The organism is Bacillus sp. FSL R5-0560 (assembly GCF_037966305.1).
In the GTDB taxonomy this organism is placed as follows: domain Bacteria; phylum Bacillota; class Bacilli; order Bacillales; family Bacillaceae; genus Bacillus; species Bacillus mojavensis.
This window is the reverse complement of the sequence record NZ_CP150195.1, coordinates 565,273-584,433: the sequence shown is the minus strand read 5'-3', so window position 1 is coordinate 584,433 and position 19,161 is coordinate 565,273. Positions and strand designations below refer to the sequence as shown.

At 39.6% G+C, this 19,161-nt stretch carries 16 protein-coding genes and 1 pseudogene; 4 read left to right on the top strand and 13 right to left on the bottom strand.

Going from position 1 to position 19,161, the window contains the following annotated elements; translation table 11 throughout:
- Positions 1-5: 5 nt before the first annotated feature.
- On the bottom strand, positions 6-626 hold the full coding sequence (locus NST56_RS03010; RefSeq protein ID WP_010333164.1) for a nitroreductase family protein: 621 nt from the start codon (positions 624-626) through the stop codon (positions 6-8).
- A 481-nt stretch (positions 627-1,107) separates the two neighbouring features.
- Between NST56_RS03010 and NST56_RS03005 the strand changes: the two are divergent.
- Positions 1,108-1,251: pseudogene (locus tag NST56_RS03005) on the top strand (hypothetical protein); the annotation flags it as partial.
- 59 nt (positions 1,252-1,310) lie between these two features.
- On the opposite strand, the gene NST56_RS03000 reads toward NST56_RS03005, so the two are convergent.
- Both NST56_RS03000 and NST56_RS02995 read right to left on the bottom strand, forming a co-directional pair.
- Complete coding sequence (locus NST56_RS03000; protein WP_010333162.1) at positions 1,311-2,084, bottom strand: GNAT family N-acetyltransferase; 774 nt, start codon at positions 2,082-2,084, stop codon at positions 1,311-1,313.
- Between the two features lie 206 nt (positions 2,085-2,290).
- Entirely contained in the window at positions 2,291-3,739 is a 1,449-nt protein-coding gene (locus NST56_RS02995; RefSeq protein WP_339179858.1) for a PLP-dependent aminotransferase family protein, read from the bottom strand.
- A gap of 132 nt (positions 3,740-3,871) precedes the next feature.
- On the opposite strand from NST56_RS02995, the gene NST56_RS02990 reads away from it, so the two are divergent.
- Positions 3,872-4,765, top strand: coding sequence for an EamA family transporter (locus tag NST56_RS02990; protein WP_339179855.1), 894 nt, complete (start codon positions 3,872-3,874; stop codon positions 4,763-4,765).
- Between the two features lie 205 nt (positions 4,766-4,970).
- On the opposite strand, the gene NST56_RS02985 is transcribed toward NST56_RS02990, so the two are convergent.
- The 4 genes from NST56_RS02985 to NST56_RS02970 form a co-directional block, all read right to left on the bottom strand.
- A complete protein-coding gene (locus NST56_RS02985; RefSeq protein WP_010333159.1) occupies positions 4,971-5,396 on the bottom strand; it encodes a MaoC family dehydratase in 426 nt (141 codons plus the stop codon).
- 395 nt (positions 5,397-5,791) lie between these two features.
- Entirely contained in the window at positions 5,792-6,739 is a 948-nt protein-coding gene (gene manA, locus NST56_RS02980) for a mannose-6-phosphate isomerase, class I (RefSeq protein ID WP_339179854.1), read from the bottom strand.
- A gap of 13 nt (positions 6,740-6,752) precedes the next feature.
- Positions 6,753-8,693, bottom strand: coding sequence for a PTS fructose transporter subunit IIABC (locus NST56_RS02975; protein ID WP_339179851.1), 1,941 nt, complete (start codon positions 8,691-8,693; stop codon positions 6,753-6,755).
- Between the two features lie 147 nt (positions 8,694-8,840).
- Positions 8,841-10,793, bottom strand: coding sequence for a BglG family transcription antiterminator (locus NST56_RS02970; protein WP_326231889.1), 1,953 nt, complete (start codon positions 10,791-10,793; stop codon positions 8,841-8,843).
- Between the two features lie 499 nt (positions 10,794-11,292).
- Between NST56_RS02970 and NST56_RS02965 the strand changes: the two genes are divergently transcribed.
- On the top strand, positions 11,293-11,751 hold the full coding sequence (locus tag NST56_RS02965) for a GNAT family N-acetyltransferase (protein ID WP_326217740.1): 459 nt from the start codon (positions 11,293-11,295) through the stop codon (positions 11,749-11,751).
- 140 nt (positions 11,752-11,891) lie between these two features.
- On the opposite strand, the gene NST56_RS02960 is transcribed toward NST56_RS02965, so the two are convergent.
- The 5 genes from NST56_RS02960 to NST56_RS02940 all read right to left on the bottom strand — a co-directional run bounded on the left by NST56_RS02960 (position 11,892) and on the right by NST56_RS02940 (position 16,725).
- Positions 11,892-12,782, bottom strand: coding sequence for a Virginiamycin B lyase (locus tag NST56_RS02960; RefSeq protein ID WP_339179844.1), 891 nt, complete (start codon positions 12,780-12,782; stop codon positions 11,892-11,894).
- A gap of 185 nt (positions 12,783-12,967) precedes the next feature.
- Positions 12,968-13,840, bottom strand: a complete 873-nt coding sequence (locus tag NST56_RS02955) for a YitT family protein (protein ID WP_010333153.1) — start codon at positions 13,838-13,840, stop codon at positions 12,968-12,970.
- 498 nt (positions 13,841-14,338) lie between these two features.
- A complete protein-coding gene (locus NST56_RS02950; RefSeq protein ID WP_339179841.1) occupies positions 14,339-14,752 on the bottom strand; it encodes an ArsI/CadI family heavy metal resistance metalloenzyme in 414 nt (137 codons plus the stop codon).
- Between the two features lie 64 nt (positions 14,753-14,816).
- Positions 14,817-15,125 carry a metalloregulator ArsR/SmtB family transcription factor gene (locus tag NST56_RS02945; RefSeq protein ID WP_339182054.1) on the bottom strand — a complete coding sequence of 103 codons (309 nt, stop codon included), beginning with the start codon at positions 15,123-15,125 and terminating at the stop codon, positions 14,817-14,819.
- A gap of 208 nt (positions 15,126-15,333) precedes the next feature.
- Positions 15,334-16,725 (bottom strand): PLP-dependent aminotransferase family protein, encoded by a 1,392-nt coding sequence (locus tag NST56_RS02940; protein WP_339179839.1) that lies wholly within the window; start codon positions 16,723-16,725, stop codon positions 15,334-15,336.
- Positions 16,726-16,880: 155 nt separating this feature from the next.
- Between NST56_RS02940 and NST56_RS02935 the strand changes: the two genes are divergently transcribed.
- A complete protein-coding gene (locus NST56_RS02935; protein ID WP_010333149.1) occupies positions 16,881-17,744 on the top strand; it encodes a DMT family transporter in 864 nt (287 codons plus the stop codon).
- Positions 17,745-18,133: 389 nt separating this feature from the next.
- Here NST56_RS02935 and NST56_RS02930 read toward each other — a convergent pair whose 3' ends face one another.
- Positions 18,134-18,766 (bottom strand): type 1 glutamine amidotransferase family protein, encoded by a 633-nt coding sequence (locus tag NST56_RS02930; RefSeq protein ID WP_326333813.1) that lies wholly within the window; start codon positions 18,764-18,766, stop codon positions 18,134-18,136.
- Positions 18,767-19,161 lie beyond the last annotated feature (395 nt).

The following is a 19,161-nucleotide window of genomic DNA, read 5'->3' as shown; positions in this document are numbered from 1 at the left end:
TTCATTTAGATATACTCAACAAACTCATTCACAGGTTTCCGGTAACCGCGCGGCCTTCTGCTCTCTGTTTTTTCTTTCCCGATTGTAATCATCATGACAACCTCAAATTGATCATCTATATTCAAAATCCGTTTCACGGCTTCAGCATCAAAGCCGATCATAGGGCAGGTGTCCCAGCCCTTTTCCTTAGCACTCAGCATAAACATCATCGCAGAAAGTGAAGCATTCCTTATCGCCTCATCCCTCTTAAATTGTTCTCCCTTGCTTTCATAAAATGAAACGGTGTCTTGAACCATGTGGTCATACTCTTGCTTATTTAGCACCCCCAACACCTTTAATCCTTCATAGATGTCAGCCGCTTGCTGATATGCCTGCTTATCTCCTAATACCAAAAGAACCGCAGATGAGCTAAACACTTTATATTGTCCGTTTGCGGCCTGTTTCAGCTTTTCTTTTACACCCGGGTCTAGAACCGTCACATATTTTGTATGCTGTAAATTAAAAGCCGATGGAGCCAATGCAACCCATTCAAACATCTCATTAAGTTCTTCTTTCGTGATTGGATGATCTGATAGGAAGTTGCTTGCAGATCTTCTTTCTTTGACTAGCTGTGAAAATTCAGCCATTTACGCCACTCCTCTTTTATCTCGAATTCGAGATATTATATTAAAAAAAATCACATTAGAAGGATTGAGATTCTATATACAAGCAGGTTTATGCTTGGTCATGGCTATTTATCTCGAATTAAAATATCTTGAATATGAGATAATAATAAAATATGGATGTTCAAATGTCAACAGTTTTAAAAAAATAGTGGAATTTTCCACTGAAGCAGATGTTAATTGGTGTGCCATCACCGCTTGTTTCATAAGAGCCTATATGTTTGGTGTGTGATCTTTTAGCCCGGCTCCAACTTTTTTTCTTTCACCTTACTTCCTTGCCAATTCTTTAATCATCAAACCAATTCATAAATCCCCTTTTGAAGGTCTTCAAGCGATGCATAAGCATATGATAAGCGAACATAATCCCCTTTTTCCTGAGCATAGATACTGCCGAGATTGAGAAGAATCCTTTTGATAAAGCTTTTTATAAAGGGATTTCATTGATATGGAGACTGTCAACCATTGGGCATTATCTAAAGAAGAATTAAAAAGCTTTTTTCATGAAAAAGGCATGTCATCTCATGTACTGGTACCGGATGATGGCGAATCCTATTCATTTTCAAATGGAGAAAAGGGTTCATGTGGATAAATACGGTATTCTCCGTCAGCTTGGTGCTCAAGAAAAGACCCTTCCTAAGAAGGGTTTTTTCAACCTGATTTTTTAAAAAAGATGGAGTATTTGGTTGATATCTTAAATCCAAGTTTTTTTGCTAAATGAATAGATGATTTGTTGCTGACATCACAATCCCAGCTAGGGGTGACGCCTTTTTCGAGACAATCATTTATAAAGGCAATCCCAGCAATATAAGCGAACCCCATCCCTCTATATTCTTCGCTTGTATAGATATCCATTTCCGCATGATCGCCGCCTAGAAATATGGAAGTGCACTCACTGACAACATGATTGTCATACAAAACAGCGAATCCAAATCCGTCTTTTAAAAAATTCGAGACTGAACCCCAATACTCCTCATAATAAGCTTTATGAAATTCAGTGCTGGTTGAAATGATATCTTCATTTATTCTTTTTAATGTAAATCCCTTTGGAAGCTGAAAAGCCTTTTTGGCAGAAATTTGTTGAGAAAGCGCATATCGCATCATTTGGTTCAATTCATCACGCAATACAGTTTTTATTACGCTGTCCCATGAACGATTGGGAGAATACAGCGTAAATCTTTTTTTGGTTTCTGCTCTCTTTTTGTGTAATTCAACGATACATTCGTTGACATTTTGATTCCTTTCAACCCCTGCAACATAATAAATTCCTGAACTGGTTCCTATCAGAAATGATTGATCATCTGCATAAACAACTCCTGGAATGGTTTGTTCTAATATTGAATAAACAAATGTCGGGCAACATGTTTCTTTATGATGGATCAATGCTTTGACATCACTATATTGTTCTTTCTTTACCTCCTGCAAACTGTACCCTCCTGTCACTTTCTCTCTTTTATTCTATCCATAAAAGAATTCCCTCTTTTAAGGGACACTTCTGTTTTTTAGAACAGCCCAGTAAGATGAGGAGATACCTACTCCTCTACATATTCAGCTTACATTTCTAAGAACGCATAAAAATAAAAACATACCAACATTGCTTGATAGATAGGTTCTCAACATTGAATGCATATTTATTTACTTGCAAGTTCCTTAATGATCAAACTTAATTCATAAATTCCCTTTTGGAGATCTTCAAGGGATGCATAAGCGTATGACAAGCGAATATAATTGCCTTTTTCCTGAGCATAGATACTGCCAAGATTGAGAAGAATCCCTTTTGTTAAGGCTTTTTTATAAAGTAATTTCATAGATATCGAAGGCAAAATTTTTAACCAAATAAAGAATCCCCCTTTTGGAATAGTCCAAACAGCTGCATTTTTCATATTGGTTTCTAAAGCGCTCGTAACAAATTGCCTTCTTATCTTTAATTGATGTCTCACACGTTCTAAATGCCGCTGATATTGGCCAGATGTGAACCATTCCGCCGCAACTCTTTGAGATAACGAACTGGATCCGTAATCTGTCTGCATTTTAATGTCAGATAAACGTTCAATCACTGGTTCCGGTCCGACTATCCATCCAATCCTTAAGCCGGGGCTTAACGTTTTCGATAAACTTCCTACATATAGCACATGGCCGTTTTTATCTATTGTTTTAATAGGATATGGCGGGTTTTCATCTATCCACAGCTCACGATATATGTCATCTTCAATAATGGGAAGCTGTGTTTCCTCGCTTGCTGCAAGGATTTCTTTCCGCCGCTCTTCTGACATTAAGATACCAGTCGGATTATGAAAACAAGGGTTTGTATATAATATGGCTCTCCCCCGTTCTCCCTTTGTCATATGAATATGGTTTGGCAAAAGCCCCTCTTTATCCATAGGAAGTCCGGTCAGATTCATTCCGGCTGATTGAAATACATGTAATGAATAAAGATAAGATGGCTGATCAAGAAAAACAGTTGATCCTCTTTGCAAAAGCCCCATTGATATAAGCTGTAAGGCTTGCAGTGCTCCTGAAACAATAAGAATGGATGAAGGAGAAGCCTGAATCCCGATTGTTTTTAAATAAACACTCAATGCCTCTCTTAAGGGTAAGTATCCTTTTGGTTCCTCATATCCCAACGCCTCTATATTTTGAGATACCTTGCCCATAATCTCTTTCATAGCAGACAAAGGAAAAATCTCATTTGAAAGTTCTCCTTTGCTGAGCTGTATAAGATCGGAATTTGATTCTGATTTATTGATTTCTTGAACAATTCTTCGGCTTGGCTGCTGGATTCCAGAAGTTACATATTTCTCCCAATTAGGTGCAGAATTCTTAGCTAACAGTGTCCAAGTATTGTTGATGACAACTGTCCCTTTACCCATTCTGCCTTCAATCAATCCATCTGCCATCAATTCCTCTAACGCTGTGATAACCGTGCTTCGATTTACATGAAAGTCTTTTGCAAGCATTCGCTGACTAGGAATCTTACTTCCAATCGGCCACTCTCCATTTCCTATTTTCTCTTTTATATAGTCAATGATTTGTAAGTACTTAGGAAGCTTTCTATTCGTTTTTTCTTCTGTAAAGCTCATCAAAAGCAGTCTCCTTCTACTAAGTGGTTGGGTCATAAATTGCGTAACTGGTTGAAGTCATTTTATCAAATCTCTATTAGTATATAACACACTAAATCACTGGTTGGTTTTTGTAGAGAAGGAGTGAAGATCTTGAAAAAGAAAACTGTTCAACTGATTATATCTTACAGTCTTATGATCGGTTTGTGGGCATCAGCTTTTCCTGGAATTCGTGTAGGTTTGGAATACTACACACCAGAACACCTTGCTTTATTTCGTTTGTTAATCGGATCTATGGCGTTGTTACTTTTTGCTGCGCTGACTAAAATGCGCTTACCTGACATGAAAGATGTCCCTGTCATCTTATTATTAGGGTTTTTAGGCTTTGCACTATATCACCTTTTGCTTAATATCGGTGAAAAAACAGTTAGTGCCGGGATTGCAAGCTTACTCGTAACCACAGCACCAATCTTTTCTGCGGTGTTATCTCGACTGTTTTTTGGTGAACATTTTGGTTTTTCTAAATGGATTGGCTCTATCATTAGTTTATTGGGTGTGTCATTTATTTCATTTGGGACAGGAGATCATACGCATTCTTTGAAAGGGATTTTGTTTATCCTGCTGGCAGCTTTTGCAGAGAGTATTTATTTCGTTTTTCAAGCCCGCTATATAAAAAAGTATGGATTTATTCCATTTGTAACGTTCACAATTTGGGGGGCAGTCATACCAATGCTTGTTTTTCTTCCAGGATTATGGGGAGAGTTTATACTCGCCTCAATGAACTCCACATTGTCTATCGTTTACTTAGGTTTATTCCCGACGGTTATCCCATACTTTGCGCTTGCATACGTAACTTCAATCGTCGGTCCTTCTGAAGCAACGATTTCACTCTATGTAACGCCTGCTTTGACACTGGTGATTTCCTGGGTGTGGATAGGCGAAATGCCTGCATTGATTTCACTGCTAGGCGGAATAGTTACTGTCTGCGGGGTGTGTTTCACCTACATAAAAGGAAGCAAAATGAAGGTGGTAAAGGAGATTAAATAGTTCTAATTTTCTTTTCTTTACCGCCTTGATGCAAGGTATCGGTACTCTGCTTCCTGTCATTGCAGGAATGACAAGTTCCATAAAAAAATGCATGAACAAAAAAACATACCAATATGATTTGGTATGTTTCTTTCTAAGATGAGCCTTTAACATTGATATCCATATCAATAGGTAGTTGATGATGAAAAACTTTAATTTACATTAGTCACTGCTTAATCAATACCGATAACTCACCTTCAAATACTTTCTCTTCTTTATGATTATAAGTAAATATCAATACAGTAAGTATACCCGTTCCACTTTTCTTTGGTTTCTTATCTACAACCTCAACAACTGAATGCAATTCATCGTCTGGATACACGGGTTTTATGAATTTAATATGATTCATCTCTGTTCCAGCGATAATATCGTCGCCATAGTAACCCTCTTCAATCCACAGCTTAAAAGAAATGGCTAACGTTTGTATTCCAGAAGCGATGATTCCATTAAATCTGCCTTGATTCGCTTTTTCCTCATCTACATGCATATATTGAGGGTCAAATTCTTCCGCAAACCTCATTACATTTTCTTTTGTTACCCTAAAAGACTTTGTATGAAATACTTGTCCAATCGCAAATTCATCAAACTTCATAAATACACCTCTTATCAAAATATTCCTTCAACAACTAACGCATTAAAAATACTTTATCATATTTCATGTAGATCATCCTTTCCATTCTTACCTATAAAACTTGTCAGATCAAATGTTGGGTTTCGGGAAAGACACATTTGAAATAGCCAACGTGACATACCCAAAGATGATTTTGCGCATGAAATAAAAAACCTGCGTTTATAATAGGATAGCTTGTTTTTTTACAAACAAATCAATCAGAAACACATTTCGTCTTCTCTTTTGCTCAAATAAGATTGAAGCGTGAAAAAAGATACCAGTGGTATCTTTTTATATTTAACTATTCATTTAGCTCAAAATGAGATCACTTCGGTTCGTTCTTTATATCAAAAATGAAACTCTTATAAAGTTTTATTTTACAGATGAGATACGATACACTCCGCATCCCCTGTGAGTTTGAATTCCCCAAACCCGTAAGGCAGCAACATATGATCTCCTTTTTTAAAGTCATATGTACGGTCGCCGGAGATTATCCTGCCTTCTCCTTCGATGACACTGACAAGATGGAATGATTTTTGCTGTTTTAAACTTGCTGATCCTGTTAAATCCCACTTTTCCACTGAAAAATAACGGCACTCAATCAATACGGCTCTGTGCAAATCATCTGTTTGTTCATATTGAACCGTTTGCTGATCCGGTGCAAATGGTACGTCTATCACATCTATGCTCTTTTCCAAATGAAGCTCGCGCAAATTGCCTTCTGCATCTTTTCGGCCATAATCATATAATCTGTAGGTAGTATCGGAATTCTGCTGCGTCTCTAAAATGAGAATGCCTTTCCCAATCGCATGAACGGTGCCGCTTGGCACATAGAAGAAATCACCAGGTTTTACCTTTACGCGGCGCAGGAGTTCGTCCCATTTTCCAACTTCTATCATCGAGATCAGTTCTTCCTTTGTTTTTGCGTTGTGGCCATAAACGATTTCTGCATCTTCTTGGCAGTCTATGATATACCAGCATTCCGTTTTTCCGAGCTCCCCTTTTTCACGCATTTTTGCATACTCATCTTTCGGATGCACCTGAACGGATAAGTCTTGATTGGCATCCAGTATTTTTGTGAGAAGAGGGAAACGGTCCCCCTTCAGATGTCCGAATAAATGCCGATGATGGTCCCATAATTCGCTGAGCGTAAGCCCCTTGTATATCCCGTTTTGAACAATGCTTTGTCCGTTTTGATGTGCTGCAAAAGCCCAGCATTCTGCCGTCCGTTCTGACGGAATGTCATAGCCGAAAGCTGTTAAAGCGGTGCCGCCCCAAATCTTTTCTTTGAAAACTGGCTTGAAAAATAGCGGTTCAGCCATCATGAAATCCTCCCCTTTATATGATTTCATCCAGGAGTTTGTATGCTTCTTCTTTTGTCTGCACAGAGAGCAGCCTTTCTCTATAGCTGTCATCCATCAGTTTTCGAGATAGCATTTGCAGCAGTTTCAGATGCTGGTTCCCTCCGCTATCTTTCGGTACAGCGATCATAAAGATTAACTTTGCTTCTGATCCATCAAGACTGTTCCAGTCAATGCCTGATTGTTTGATTCCGAATGCCACACTAGGCTTCTTGACCGCATCAGACTTCCCGTGCGGAATCGCGATATTCATGCCAATCGCCGTTGTCCCCTCTTGTTCGCGATTCATGATCGCTTGTTTGAAACCGCTCTCTGAATGCAGCATACCTGTTTGGGACAATTTTTGAATCATTTCATCAATAATGTCATCTCTGGTTTCGCCTGATAAAGTTGGTTCAATTAGATCTAAACTCATAATGTCTGTCAGCTTGTGAATATCCGTCTTCTCCATCTGTCTGCTTTCCGCTTCATTGTGCTGTTTCGGAACGTCATTCGCTGCTGCAGCTTCACTCAGCCCGGTGGGTGAAGAAACCGGAATATCTTTTTTTAGTACATTAACTAAAAGAGCGGTGGTAAGAGATCCGGCAATCACTGCAATAAAAAACATCCATACATGATCAACGGCGCCTAGTACTGCAACTATGGGCCCGCCGTGTGCTACTCTGTCTCCGACATTGCCGATCATAGCGATCACAGAACCAGTCATAGAACCTGCCATAATCCCCGGAATGACGCGAAGCGGATCCTGTGCCGCGAATGGAATGGCTCCTTCAGTGATGCCGAAAAGCCCCATGGTAAATGATGCTTTTCCCATTTCTCTTTCCGACTCCTGAAATTTTCTTTTTCCAAAAAACGTTGCAATTCCAAGGCCGATCGGCGGTATACAAATGGCGACGGCAATCGGTCCCATAATTTCATAGTTTCCTTCTCCGATCATGGCCGATCCAAACAGGAATGCCACTTTGTTTACGGGACCTCCCATATCAAATGAAATCATTGCGCCTAAAATCAATGCCAGCAGGATGGAGCTCGAACCTTTCATACCCGCCAGCCATACCGTTAAAGATTCGAAAATTTGGGCTACAGGTGCACCGATCAAAAACACAAACGCCAAACCTACAATTAGTGAAGCGAACACTGGAATAATAATAATCGGCATAATCGGCTGAATCGCCTTTGGAACCTTCAATTTTTTGATCCAAAGGGCAGCATATCCCGCCAAAAAACCGGCGATGATGCCGCCGAGGAAACCGGCGCCGCTTGCACTGCCGTAAAAGCTTCCCGTCGCTGCAATGTATCCGCCGATCATTCCTGGTACAAGCCCGGGCTTATCAGCGATGCTGTACGCGATATATCCGGCCAAAATCGGGATCATGAATGAGAATGAGGCACTTCCGATCTGTTCAATCGTTTTCCAAAAAGATTCATCCGGAATGACTAAGCCTTTCGGTGTTTTCTCACCTCCAAGCGTCAATGCAACCGCTATCAATAATCCTCCGACGACGATGAATGGAACCATAAAGGAAACACCGTTCATTAAATGACGGTAAATCGGATTTTGTTTTTTCTCCTGTTGATTGCCGGCTTCCGATTTTGAAGCTGAACGGTAGACCGGCACATCGCTGCTAAGTGCTTTTTGAATTAATTCTTCCGGTTTGCGGATACCATCCTGAACCCCGACAGACAACAGCTTTTTTCCTATAAACCGGTCTTTGTTTACCGAGCGGTCTGCAGCGATAATGATCGCGTCTGCTTCACGAATCTCCTCTCCGGTCAGCTCATTTTCCACCCCGATTCCGCCTTGGGTCTCGACTTTCATTTGGACGCCTAATCTGTCGGCAGCTTTTTGCAGATTTTCAGCCGCCATATATGTATGGGCAATTCCATTCGGACATGATGTAATCGCTAACAGTTTCATACGAGTCCTCCTTTAAAGTATGAATCATAAGGCCTGTAACAACTGTATATCAAAATCATGCTTGTAAAAGCGCTGTTTTTTACCGTTAATTCCGGAAAAACTGGCATTTTTCCATATACAAAAAAAGCAGGGCATCGAAGCCCGCTTTTAATAATCCAAATAAGATAAAAATCTCATAACATTTGTTTCCTTCGTCAGCTTATGAATGAATGCCGGCTGCTCACTCAGATATGACAGTTCATGGAACAATTGCTTTGTCATGTTTTGATCCTCGTGTTTGACAGCCAGCATAAAGACGAGTGACACTTTTTCGGCCCCCCAATCAAGCGGCTCTTTTAATGTGGCAATCGCAATCGCTGATTGTTTAATCAATTTAGAGTTTGCATGAGGAATTGCAATGCCAGCTCCAATGTTTGTCGCCGACATTTTTTCTCTCATCACAGCATGAATGGCATACTCCTTTTCCACATAGCCTTTCTCGTATAAAACCATTGCCATTTGTTCAATCAGCTTATAGCGATGAACTGACTCTTGCTGCAAAAAAACTAAGAAAGGAGTCGTATTGTTCAGCATCTTAAACGTTTTTTGTGTTTGGCGTTGCGATACGTCAACCTGATCCATAAATGCACTTAGTTTCTTCTCCTCAGAAGGCTCCAACAGCGGTGATACAACAATATGAGGAATCGGCACATGTTCTAACGCTATCGTGGAAATGACAAGATCTACGTCCCCATGCTTTGTTGTGTAATCTGCTAAATCAGCTTTTGCAATACAGGCTTTCACAGCAATTTGATGAAATTTCCGTTCAATTTTTGTTCGCAGCAATTGTGACATTCCAATGCCCATGTGGCAGACGATGATTGCCTTTTTACGCTTCTCGCTGCTGTGGCGCAAACGTTCGACCGCAGCTTGAAAATGCAATGTCAGATAAGCGGCCTCTTCCTCAGGAATAGAAAGAGCAAACGTTTGATTGATGTCTTCCAGAACGTCAATGATCATATGAAACAGATAAGGGTACATTTTTTTTATGTCATTTAGCATTGGATTTGATACAGAAAGATCGTAACTCAGCCGGTTTAGCACTGTATTGAGATGGATGTTCAATCCGTTGATCAAATCCTGATCACTATGAAAATCAAGCATTTTCAGCTCTGATACACGATCGATTAAATGCCGCACAACCATGGGAAGCAAGGGATTTTCCAGAACCTTTTTCTCTTCTCCCTGAGCTCGAAAACGAACTTTTCCGCCGAGTATATGCAGCGTTACATACACGGCTTCTTCTTTAGGAAAGCGGATGGCAAAAACCGCTTCCAGCCGTTTTAAACATGTCATTGCCCACTGATATTCTTCCTTCTTTTCTACTGCTGCCATTTCTGTTGGCGAAATCGAGATGGGCTGCTTCATTTTGATTCGGCGTATCATCAGCAATGTATGCAATAATAAATTCTCGAACGTTTCATCTGTGAAATAGATAGAATGGTGCTTTTGTAATGTTTTGAATTCATTCGCCACAAATTTCACTTCATGACTTAAGAACTTGCTTTTGATAAATTGACTTGTAAACTCTGGATTATCAATCAAATCAGAGATTCTGGCTAAGGCTTTTCTTTTATTTCTTTCATTTCCCTCAATCTTTAAACCGAGCCGCTGCTTTGACACCAATTTGAGATCAAATCGCTTCAGCCACTTTTCAATTTCATGTAAATCCCTTTTGATGGAAGACTTATTCAAAAAATGCTGAGCGGCAATTTCTTTTGCTGACACATGTTTTGGGTTCATTAATAATTGATAAGCGATTTGCAGAATTCTTTCTTCATCGGACTGGTGCTTTGAGCCAAAATGTTCAGTACCTAATTGTTGAGTTAACCGGGCCCTTTCATGTTCTTCTATATTTAAATAGACACCTAATCCTGGTTTGCGAATGAGCTGAGCAGGGGAATGTTCATGCAGATAACCTTCGATTGTTTTCAGATCATTCCTGATCGTTTTTTCAGAACACTTTACCCTGTCGGCGAAATCTTGCACGACTAAATAGTCATCAGGTTCAGATAACAACAGATACAAAATGTCTTTTTGTCTAGTATTCATGTATCTCATCTGTTTTTCTATCCTTCCTGTGTTTCACTCAAATGATGTACGATAGTATAAGTATACTATAGGAGAAACCGCTTACATTATAAAGTAAAATACACGCGCTAAAAGTTTCGTTTTTTACCGAAACTTCCGGAAAAATTGGATTTTTGCTCAGGAAATTCACCTGTTCATCAATAAAAAGAAGATGCTCACCATAAAGAATGTTAAGGTAAAACTAATTTATGAAAGAGCACCTAGTGTACTGCAAGACTCCCATACAGGTTTACAAAAAAGAGCAGCTCCTCAGCTGCCGCGACAAAACTATGAAAAGAAGTGATGTTAGATGAGCTATCAGTTAAGGTTATAAAAAGGATTTAATGAAGGTTTTGTTCAAAAGTAAAGTTGGGGGATTAACTACAGAACTCATTGTTTTTTATAAGACTACATGATGTGGATGAAAGCGTAATAATTGATCTGAAAAGCTTCTGTCCTTTTCAGATAAACAGATAAAAGGAGAATGACTATGAATATTGAGATAAAGGCGGTAACTGAAGAGAATCGTGAATCTATTCTGTCTCTTCATGTTCACAAGAGCCAAATATCATATATAGAATCAACGAAGCAATGTCTAGAGGAGGCAACAAAATGTCAGTATTATAAACCTGCTGGACTTTATTACGAAGGAGAGTTAGTCGGTTTTGCTATGTATGGATGGTTTCCTGAAATTGATGAAGAAAATAAAAACGGAAGAGTGTGGCTTGACCGATTTTTCATTGACGAGCGTTTTCAAGGTCAAGGATTAGGAAGCATGATGCTTGAAGCTCTTATTCATCACCTTGCTGAGCAATATACATGTAACAGAATTTATTTAAGCATTTTTGAGAACAACATTCATGCTTTGCGCCTGTATCAAAAATTCGGTTTTACATTTAATGGCGAGCTCGATTATAACGGCGAGAAGGTCATGGTAAAAGAACTATAAGCACTTAATTTTTTGAAAATCTACGTTGATGAAACCTCAGTTTCAGTAAATGTACCATTATTTCACGGAGATGAAAAAGCATACAATGTTCTAGGTATGCTTTTTAAATCATGCATTGTTGTTAGACTAAACCTCAATGTTTATTTCAGAAAGCGTAACTTTCCGATTTTATTACACTCTAATGCGAACCATACGCAGCCTTCTTTGTCACAGCCAATTCCGTGAGGTTCGCCATTAGGGGTTTGGATTGTATATTCTTCAAAGGTTCTCTCTTTCGTGAACCTTCCTATTTTATTTGCTCCCCATTCAGTGAACCATAAATCCGATTCGACTCCCGCAGCAATAGCATGAGGCCGGGCATTTGGTGTAGGAATATCATATTCCGTTATTTCGCCGGACATCGTGATCCTTCCTATTTTATTCCCCATTATTTCTGTAAAACAAAGGTCACCATCATTTCCGTTTGCAAGACCTACTGGTGCTGCTCCCGGTGTTGGGATTGGGTATTCCGTTATTTCTCCTGATCCGGTTATCTTGCCAATCGCATTGTTTTGATTTTCAGTGAACCAAAGCGAGTCATCGGGCCCCAACGTAATAAAAGAAGGATATGATTCTTTATTCGGCAGTTCATATTCATGAATCATACCTTCTGCTGTCAACCTCCCTATGCGATTTCCATTCATTTCAGTAAACCAAATATCACCGTGAAGACCTTCAGTAATTCCATAAGGCGTTGAATGTGCATGGGGTAATGGGTACTCTGTAAATACGCCCGTTGCTGAAAGCCTTCCAATTTTATCTTTCCCGTTTTCAGTAAACCAAATATCACCTATTGAAGATATGGTCAAACACAGCACTCGTGCATCAGGAGTTGGAACAATATATTCTTTGATTGTTCCATCTTGATGAAGACAACTGATTTTATTTGCTTTATGTTGAGTAAACCATACATTTCCTTCACGAGAGACCGCTATCCCATAAGGACCCGAATCCGCTTGTAACATATCTATTTCTTGCAGCTCAATATTCAAATAAATCCCCCCCCATTTAAGCATAACCTGATACAAAAAAGCCTCCTATTCTCATTATACGAGACAGGAGGCAATGTAGTTCCAGTACAGTTTTCTGAGCGAATGACAAAATCAATTTAATATAAAATTTCTGAGACTTACTTTAAAGCGGTATCTCGCTTTTGGGTTAGACGTTGTGTTTTTCTCTAATGACTCGTATGTCTTCTAAAATTACTGCCCTTCACTTCAGCTACGTCATATACGGTAACAAAGGCATTTTTATCAATTTCATTAATAATTTCCTTTAGTTTTGTTTCTTCCAGGCGGTTGATGACACATGTGATTTCTTTAAATTTCTCGTGGGAAAAACCGCCATAAGCTTCTTTATAGGTAGCACTTCGACCTAACTGATCACGTATTGTCTCTACCATTAATTCAGGCTGAGTTGAAATAATTTGAAAGGTTTTAGAACCACTTAAGCCTTCCTCAACAATATGTATGACTTTAGACGCAATGTAGTAAGCAATAACTGACAGTAATGCCCCTTGTAAGCCAAATACAATGGATACAAAAATAAACACAAAAAGGTTTAAGAATAAAATGAGATCGCTCGTTCCAAATGGCAATTTTCGAGATAGCAGCACAGCGAGCATATCAATTCCATCCAATGCGCCGCCATTACGTAAGGCCAACCCCATTCCCAATCCAAGGATAATCCCGCCAACAACGGTTATTAGCAAGGTATCCCCCTCTATGATAGCTGGAGTGTGGTGGAAAAACATTGTACCTGCGGCAAGTGATACGATTCCGATAATGGATAATAATGCAAAGTCTTTCCCGATTTGCTTATATCCTAACCAGACAAACGGGATATTTAAAGCTGCAATAAGGACTCCTAATGGCAAATCAAATAGCTGTGAACCAACGATACTAAGGCCTGTCACCCCTCCATCAGACACACTGTTTGGAATCAATACGGTTTCCAGTCCATATGCCGCTATAATTCCTCCAATAATAACCATTATGACTTGCAGTATCCTTTTTATTTTAATATGCTTTTGTTTTTTGTTCGTATTCATATCATTCCTCGTTTCGAATATTTAGTCTTATTTAAATATACCATAATAGAGTTATTTGTACTAAAGACCATATTCAGAAGGTATATGTATATTTCCCAATAGTAAACCAATAAATGAATTCCTCTGATAAGTTCCAGAACTTGCTTCTACATGTTCATAGCCCGGCCGACTTCTTCCCTTGGGGTGCAAAGTATAAGCCGAAAAGAAATTCTGAAAAACGGTAAACGATCAAAAAAGGGAGAAAATACCCTAATATTTCTGCGAATCGTTGTTTTATAGACTTCTTCATTGTTGTTCGCTTCATTTGCCTCAAGCCGAACCACCCCTAGGTGAAGCTGAGGATATAAAAATGATGAAAAAAAGAAAGGTGAAAAAGAGCAACAAGTGCTGCTCCTTTTTACTATGTTCAGCTAAGCGAGCTTAATGTTTATGTTTACCCACTCATCGGATTTGCCTAGCCGGCGGAAATTTTGACCTTCATCTAAATGAATAACACTTTCACTCAGGTGTTACACAACAAGAGGGAGAATCTTGTTTTTGGTCATCATTATTCGGCTTGGTATAGAAAAACTCCCATTCATTTCCGTCGGGATCTGTAACCCAGAACTTATCTTGGACTGCATAACAGCATGTTGTATTCATTTCCTTACGTGCAAAAAAGCCTTCTTTTTCAAGCCGCTCCTTATGTCTCAACACTTCATCTACACTATGGACTTGGAATCCAAAATGATTCACTTGGTTCCCTTGCACCTGATCACGAACATTCAACGTAAAATTCAATCCCGGTTTATCTAACAGAAACTTTGCATAGTCTGTTTTTACTTTTACAGGTTTCACTCCAAAAACTTTTTCATAGAATGTGATCGAATCCCCTAAATTGGTTACATTCACTCCTACATGAACATACATCATAATGATTCCCCCTTTATTGATATTCATCAAGAAATATTGATTTATTGGTTAAAATGTAACCGCGTCATCCCTCCCTGCTCTTTCTAAATACACAACAAACCTCGTCTGACAGTAATTGATTGAACTCAGGATTATTTACATCATAATAGCTCCATGTTCCCTTAACTTCTTTAGTAATTAAGTTCGCGTCCAGCAATATTTTAAGATGATAAGAAAGCTTTGATTGAGTCATATTAAAGATCTCAGTCAAATCACAAACACAGGTTTTTCCTCTTTGACAAAGTTCATACATGATCTCTAACCGTTTTTGATCTGCTAGAGCTTTAAATTTTTTCTCATAAATCTGAAGCAGTTCTAATTTGGTATCATTCATCATATCACCTCTTTAATCAATTTTTTTTGATATATTAATTATAATCATAAATTTTCATAAAATTCAATAAAATGAACCGATTTTTTTTGATTAAAGGCAAAATGCAAAAGCCGTTTTCGTATGATTTTTCCGCCAACATTGTTAATCTCCGTCACTCGCTCTTTTATTCAACCTGAAGGAATATCAAATGGCAAACCTGAAAGCTCCCTTATATCTCCCAAGCAGCTTTCAGCTTTTTTATGCCTTCTCGTATGTCAACTTCAGAAACCCCTGCAAATCCCAGTGAGACAGTTTTTGTAGGAGGATGTTTTTTATAAGAAAGAGAAACCGGATAAATTTTCACTCTATATTCCTTTGCCTTCTCAATTAACTCTTTTTCACTGAATGGCAAGAAAACGTCTAGTAAGATACGAAGTCCAGAATTTTCCCCGCGAATCCTGACGTGTTTTCCTAATTCTCTTTGCACAGTCTCTAATAAAATGGCCCTTTTCTTTCGGTATAGCTTTCTCATTCTGTTGATGTGTTTTTGCCACTCTCCATTTTTTATAAATTGAGCCAGCGTCAGCTGACTGTGGCAGGACACTGTTTGCTTATATAAAGAAGTGATGTCATGGCCTTTTTCCAAAAGAGGCGAAGGGAGAATCATATAGCTGATACGCAGCGAAGGAAGAAGGGATTTAGAAAAGGTGCCCATATAAATGACACGGTTATGCTGATCAAGCCCTTGCAAGGATGGGACCGGCTGTCCTGTGTATCTAAATTCTCCGTCATAATCGTCCTCTATGATGAATGATTGATTGTCTGCCGCCCATTTGAGCAGCTGCATTCTTCTGTTAATTGTCATGATTGTTCCCAGCGTAAATTGGTGAGAAGGCGTGACATAAACAAGGGTTGGCTGGTGTTCTTTGATCTTCTGTATACAAATTCCTTCATCGTCGACCGGTATAGGAACGATATTCATACGATTGGCTTCAAAAATCTTCCTAGCTCTTGGATAACCCGGATCCTCATATCCTATGAAAATATCCGGTTCAAAAACCTGGCACAAGATTTGCAGAAGAAAAGGGTTCCCGGCACCTATGATCACTTGTTCAGGGACACAATGAACTCCGCGTGATTGATACAGGTACTCTGCAATAAGTGTTCTCAGCTCAAGCTCCCCTAAAGCATTTCCCGGCCGATAAAGCTCTTGGCCATATTGGTCCAAACTATTGACCATACTTTTTCGCCAAGCGGAAAAAGGGAAGTGAGAAGAATCTACATTTCCGTAGTGAAAATCAATACATTGTTCATTTTTCTGCGCTTTTTGACTCGCTGGTGATGTGCTAAGCATTTTACTATGGACAAAATCAGAATCAGTATAATCAGCAAACCATCCGCTTCTTGGCTTGCTCACAATATAGCCTTCAGCAGCAAGCTGTTCATAGGCACGCTCAACAGTCGTTTGACTGATGGAAAGCTGACTCGCCAGAAGCCTCTTTGATGGCAGTTTCATTCCTTTTTGAATACGCCCCTGATGCATGTTTTCTTTGAAATACTGATAAAGCTGCTGATAAAGCGGAATATCCAGATTTCTATTTAAAAAAGGCGTGATATCCATTTGCTCGTTTCCCCTAACTGGTATGCATTTTTTTATGAAAACTGGCTGTTTTTAAAAGGTCAATTACAGTTTATAGTCATTGTAATCCTTAAATACAGGTTTTGACAGAGAAAAAATGATCTTGTGAGAAGAAACATATGATGGAGTGATTGTAAATGAACAAAGCAACAAATGGCTGGATGAATGGTTTTCTGGGGGTGCTCATTTTCAGCGGCTCGCTGCCTGCGACCCGCTTGGCTGTGGCGGACTTCGATCCGTTGTTCCTCACCGTATGCCGCGCTGCGATAGCTGGTGTACTGGCTGGAGCGCTCCTTTTCATCTTCCGGCAGCAGCGACCCGCCAAAGGTGACATAACTGCGCTATTGGTGGTAGCGTTCGGCGTGGTGGTCGGTTTCCCGTTGCTGACAGCCTTGGCGCTTCAGTATGTCACATCCGCCCATGCCATTGTTTTCATTGGACTACTTCCGCTCGCGACGGCGATCTTCGGCGTACTTCGCGGAGGGGAACGCCCCCGGCCAGCCTTCTGGATTTTCTCGGCTGCAGGCAGCTTACTAGTAGCAGGATTCGCCCTCATCCAAGGCGGAGTATCCTCCCCGATCGGCGACGCGTACATGCTGGCTTCTATCGTCGTATGCGGACTCGGTTATGCAGAAGGAGCACGGCTCTCACGGCGGCTGGGAAACTGGCAGGTGATCTCTTGGGCTCTCGTTCTGTCGCTTCCTCTTATGCTGCCATTATCATTCTATTTTACGCCGGACTCATGGTCGGGCGTCGGCGTTCCTGCGCTGCTCAGTCTTGCGTATGTATCTTTATTCAGTATGCTGATCGGCTTTGTGTTCTGGTATCGAGGTCTCGCCCAAGGCGGTATTGCGGCGGTTGGACAGCTGCAGCTCCTCCAGCCCTTCTTTGGACTGCTGCTTGCCTCAGTGATTCTGCACGAGAAAGTGGGCTGGGCACTCGTAGCCGTGAATATCGCCGTTATATTGTGCGTGGCAGCTGCTCGGCGATTCGCAAAGTAAGAAAGACTATGCAAAAACGGGGAAAACCTTTGTTTATCCCATTTCATTTTAACTGAATGTTGTAACGAGTGGAACAAAAAGGAAAAAACTGCAAAAGCTAAAGAGAACATTAAAAGATACCAGGGGTCTACAACCCTTGGTATCTTTGTTTCGGCCGAGGGACTTGAACCTTCATGGATTATTCACCTACTAGTCCCCTAAATTAAAGCTTATTTTCTTTACACTCCGTAGTAGTGGTGTTATGGGCATGTATGCCACATAACAATGGAGGTGGAGGAACCTAAATGTTTCAATCAGTTTCGGGTTAAGAGGCTTTTTATTACAATACATCAATTCTTAGTGTTATTAAAATAAGTTTATCATCGAAAAACTCAGTTGAATGATTTCGATCATCTCTCTATTGAATTCATTAATTGGTAGAAGTATTCAGGCTGATGAGTCTTATTGAGGTTATACCATGAATATAATGTATCTGGCGCAAATACATCTAATTTTTTCAGTACTTCCATCGCAAATTCCAGAGGAGCTACTCCTGATGCAGTAATCAAATTCTCATCAGATACTGCAGGCTCCCTCTCATAAAATGTTTCTCCTTTATAATGAGGGCAGACCATTTTAAGATACGCTACATCATTGCTTGTATGCTTTCTAGAATCTAGGTATCCCATATTCGCGAGGCCCTCCGTTGCACCGCAAATTGCAGCAACAATAGTGCCAAGTTCTAAAGCTTCGCCAACTTTTTTCAAGATAGGCTGATGAATATCTTCTCCCCAAGTATTCCCTCCAGGTAAAATGAAAAGATCTTTATTCTCAAGGGTACACTCATCAATAGAAATATCTGGTTTTATGCTCAGACCTCCCATCGTAGTAACCATTTCTTGATTAGCTCCTACTGTAACTACTTTTAAAGGTGCTGCATCTTTTTTGAAATATCTTCCTGAGTTTAGTTCAGCAATCAAATATCCATATTCCCAGTCTGACATTGTATTACATATATAAAGATAAACTTTTTTCGTTTGCATCCAATCACACTCCGATCCTATTGATATAGTCTATTATAGTATGATAAAAGTAAATAAGTTGTATTTTTTTACATCTGAAAAATCAATGCAGAAAAAGTACTCCGGAAAAGAGACCTTTAGCAGAACCGTTCTGCGACAAGGGTTCCTTTTTGTGTGGGGTGATTATTATCTAAAAGATGTTATTTTATGAGCCGTAATCAAATATGAAACATTCATATCTTTCAAGAAAAAATTTCATGTATAATCTAGTTATAACCATCTTTTCGTCATATCCAGTCTTTTAAAAATACGAATATAAATAGGGGGATTCGCATGTTACTATCAAATACAACTCTATACACTTGGAAGCCATTTCCAACTTCTCCGCCACCGCCGTTTACTCCAGCTGTTGAATC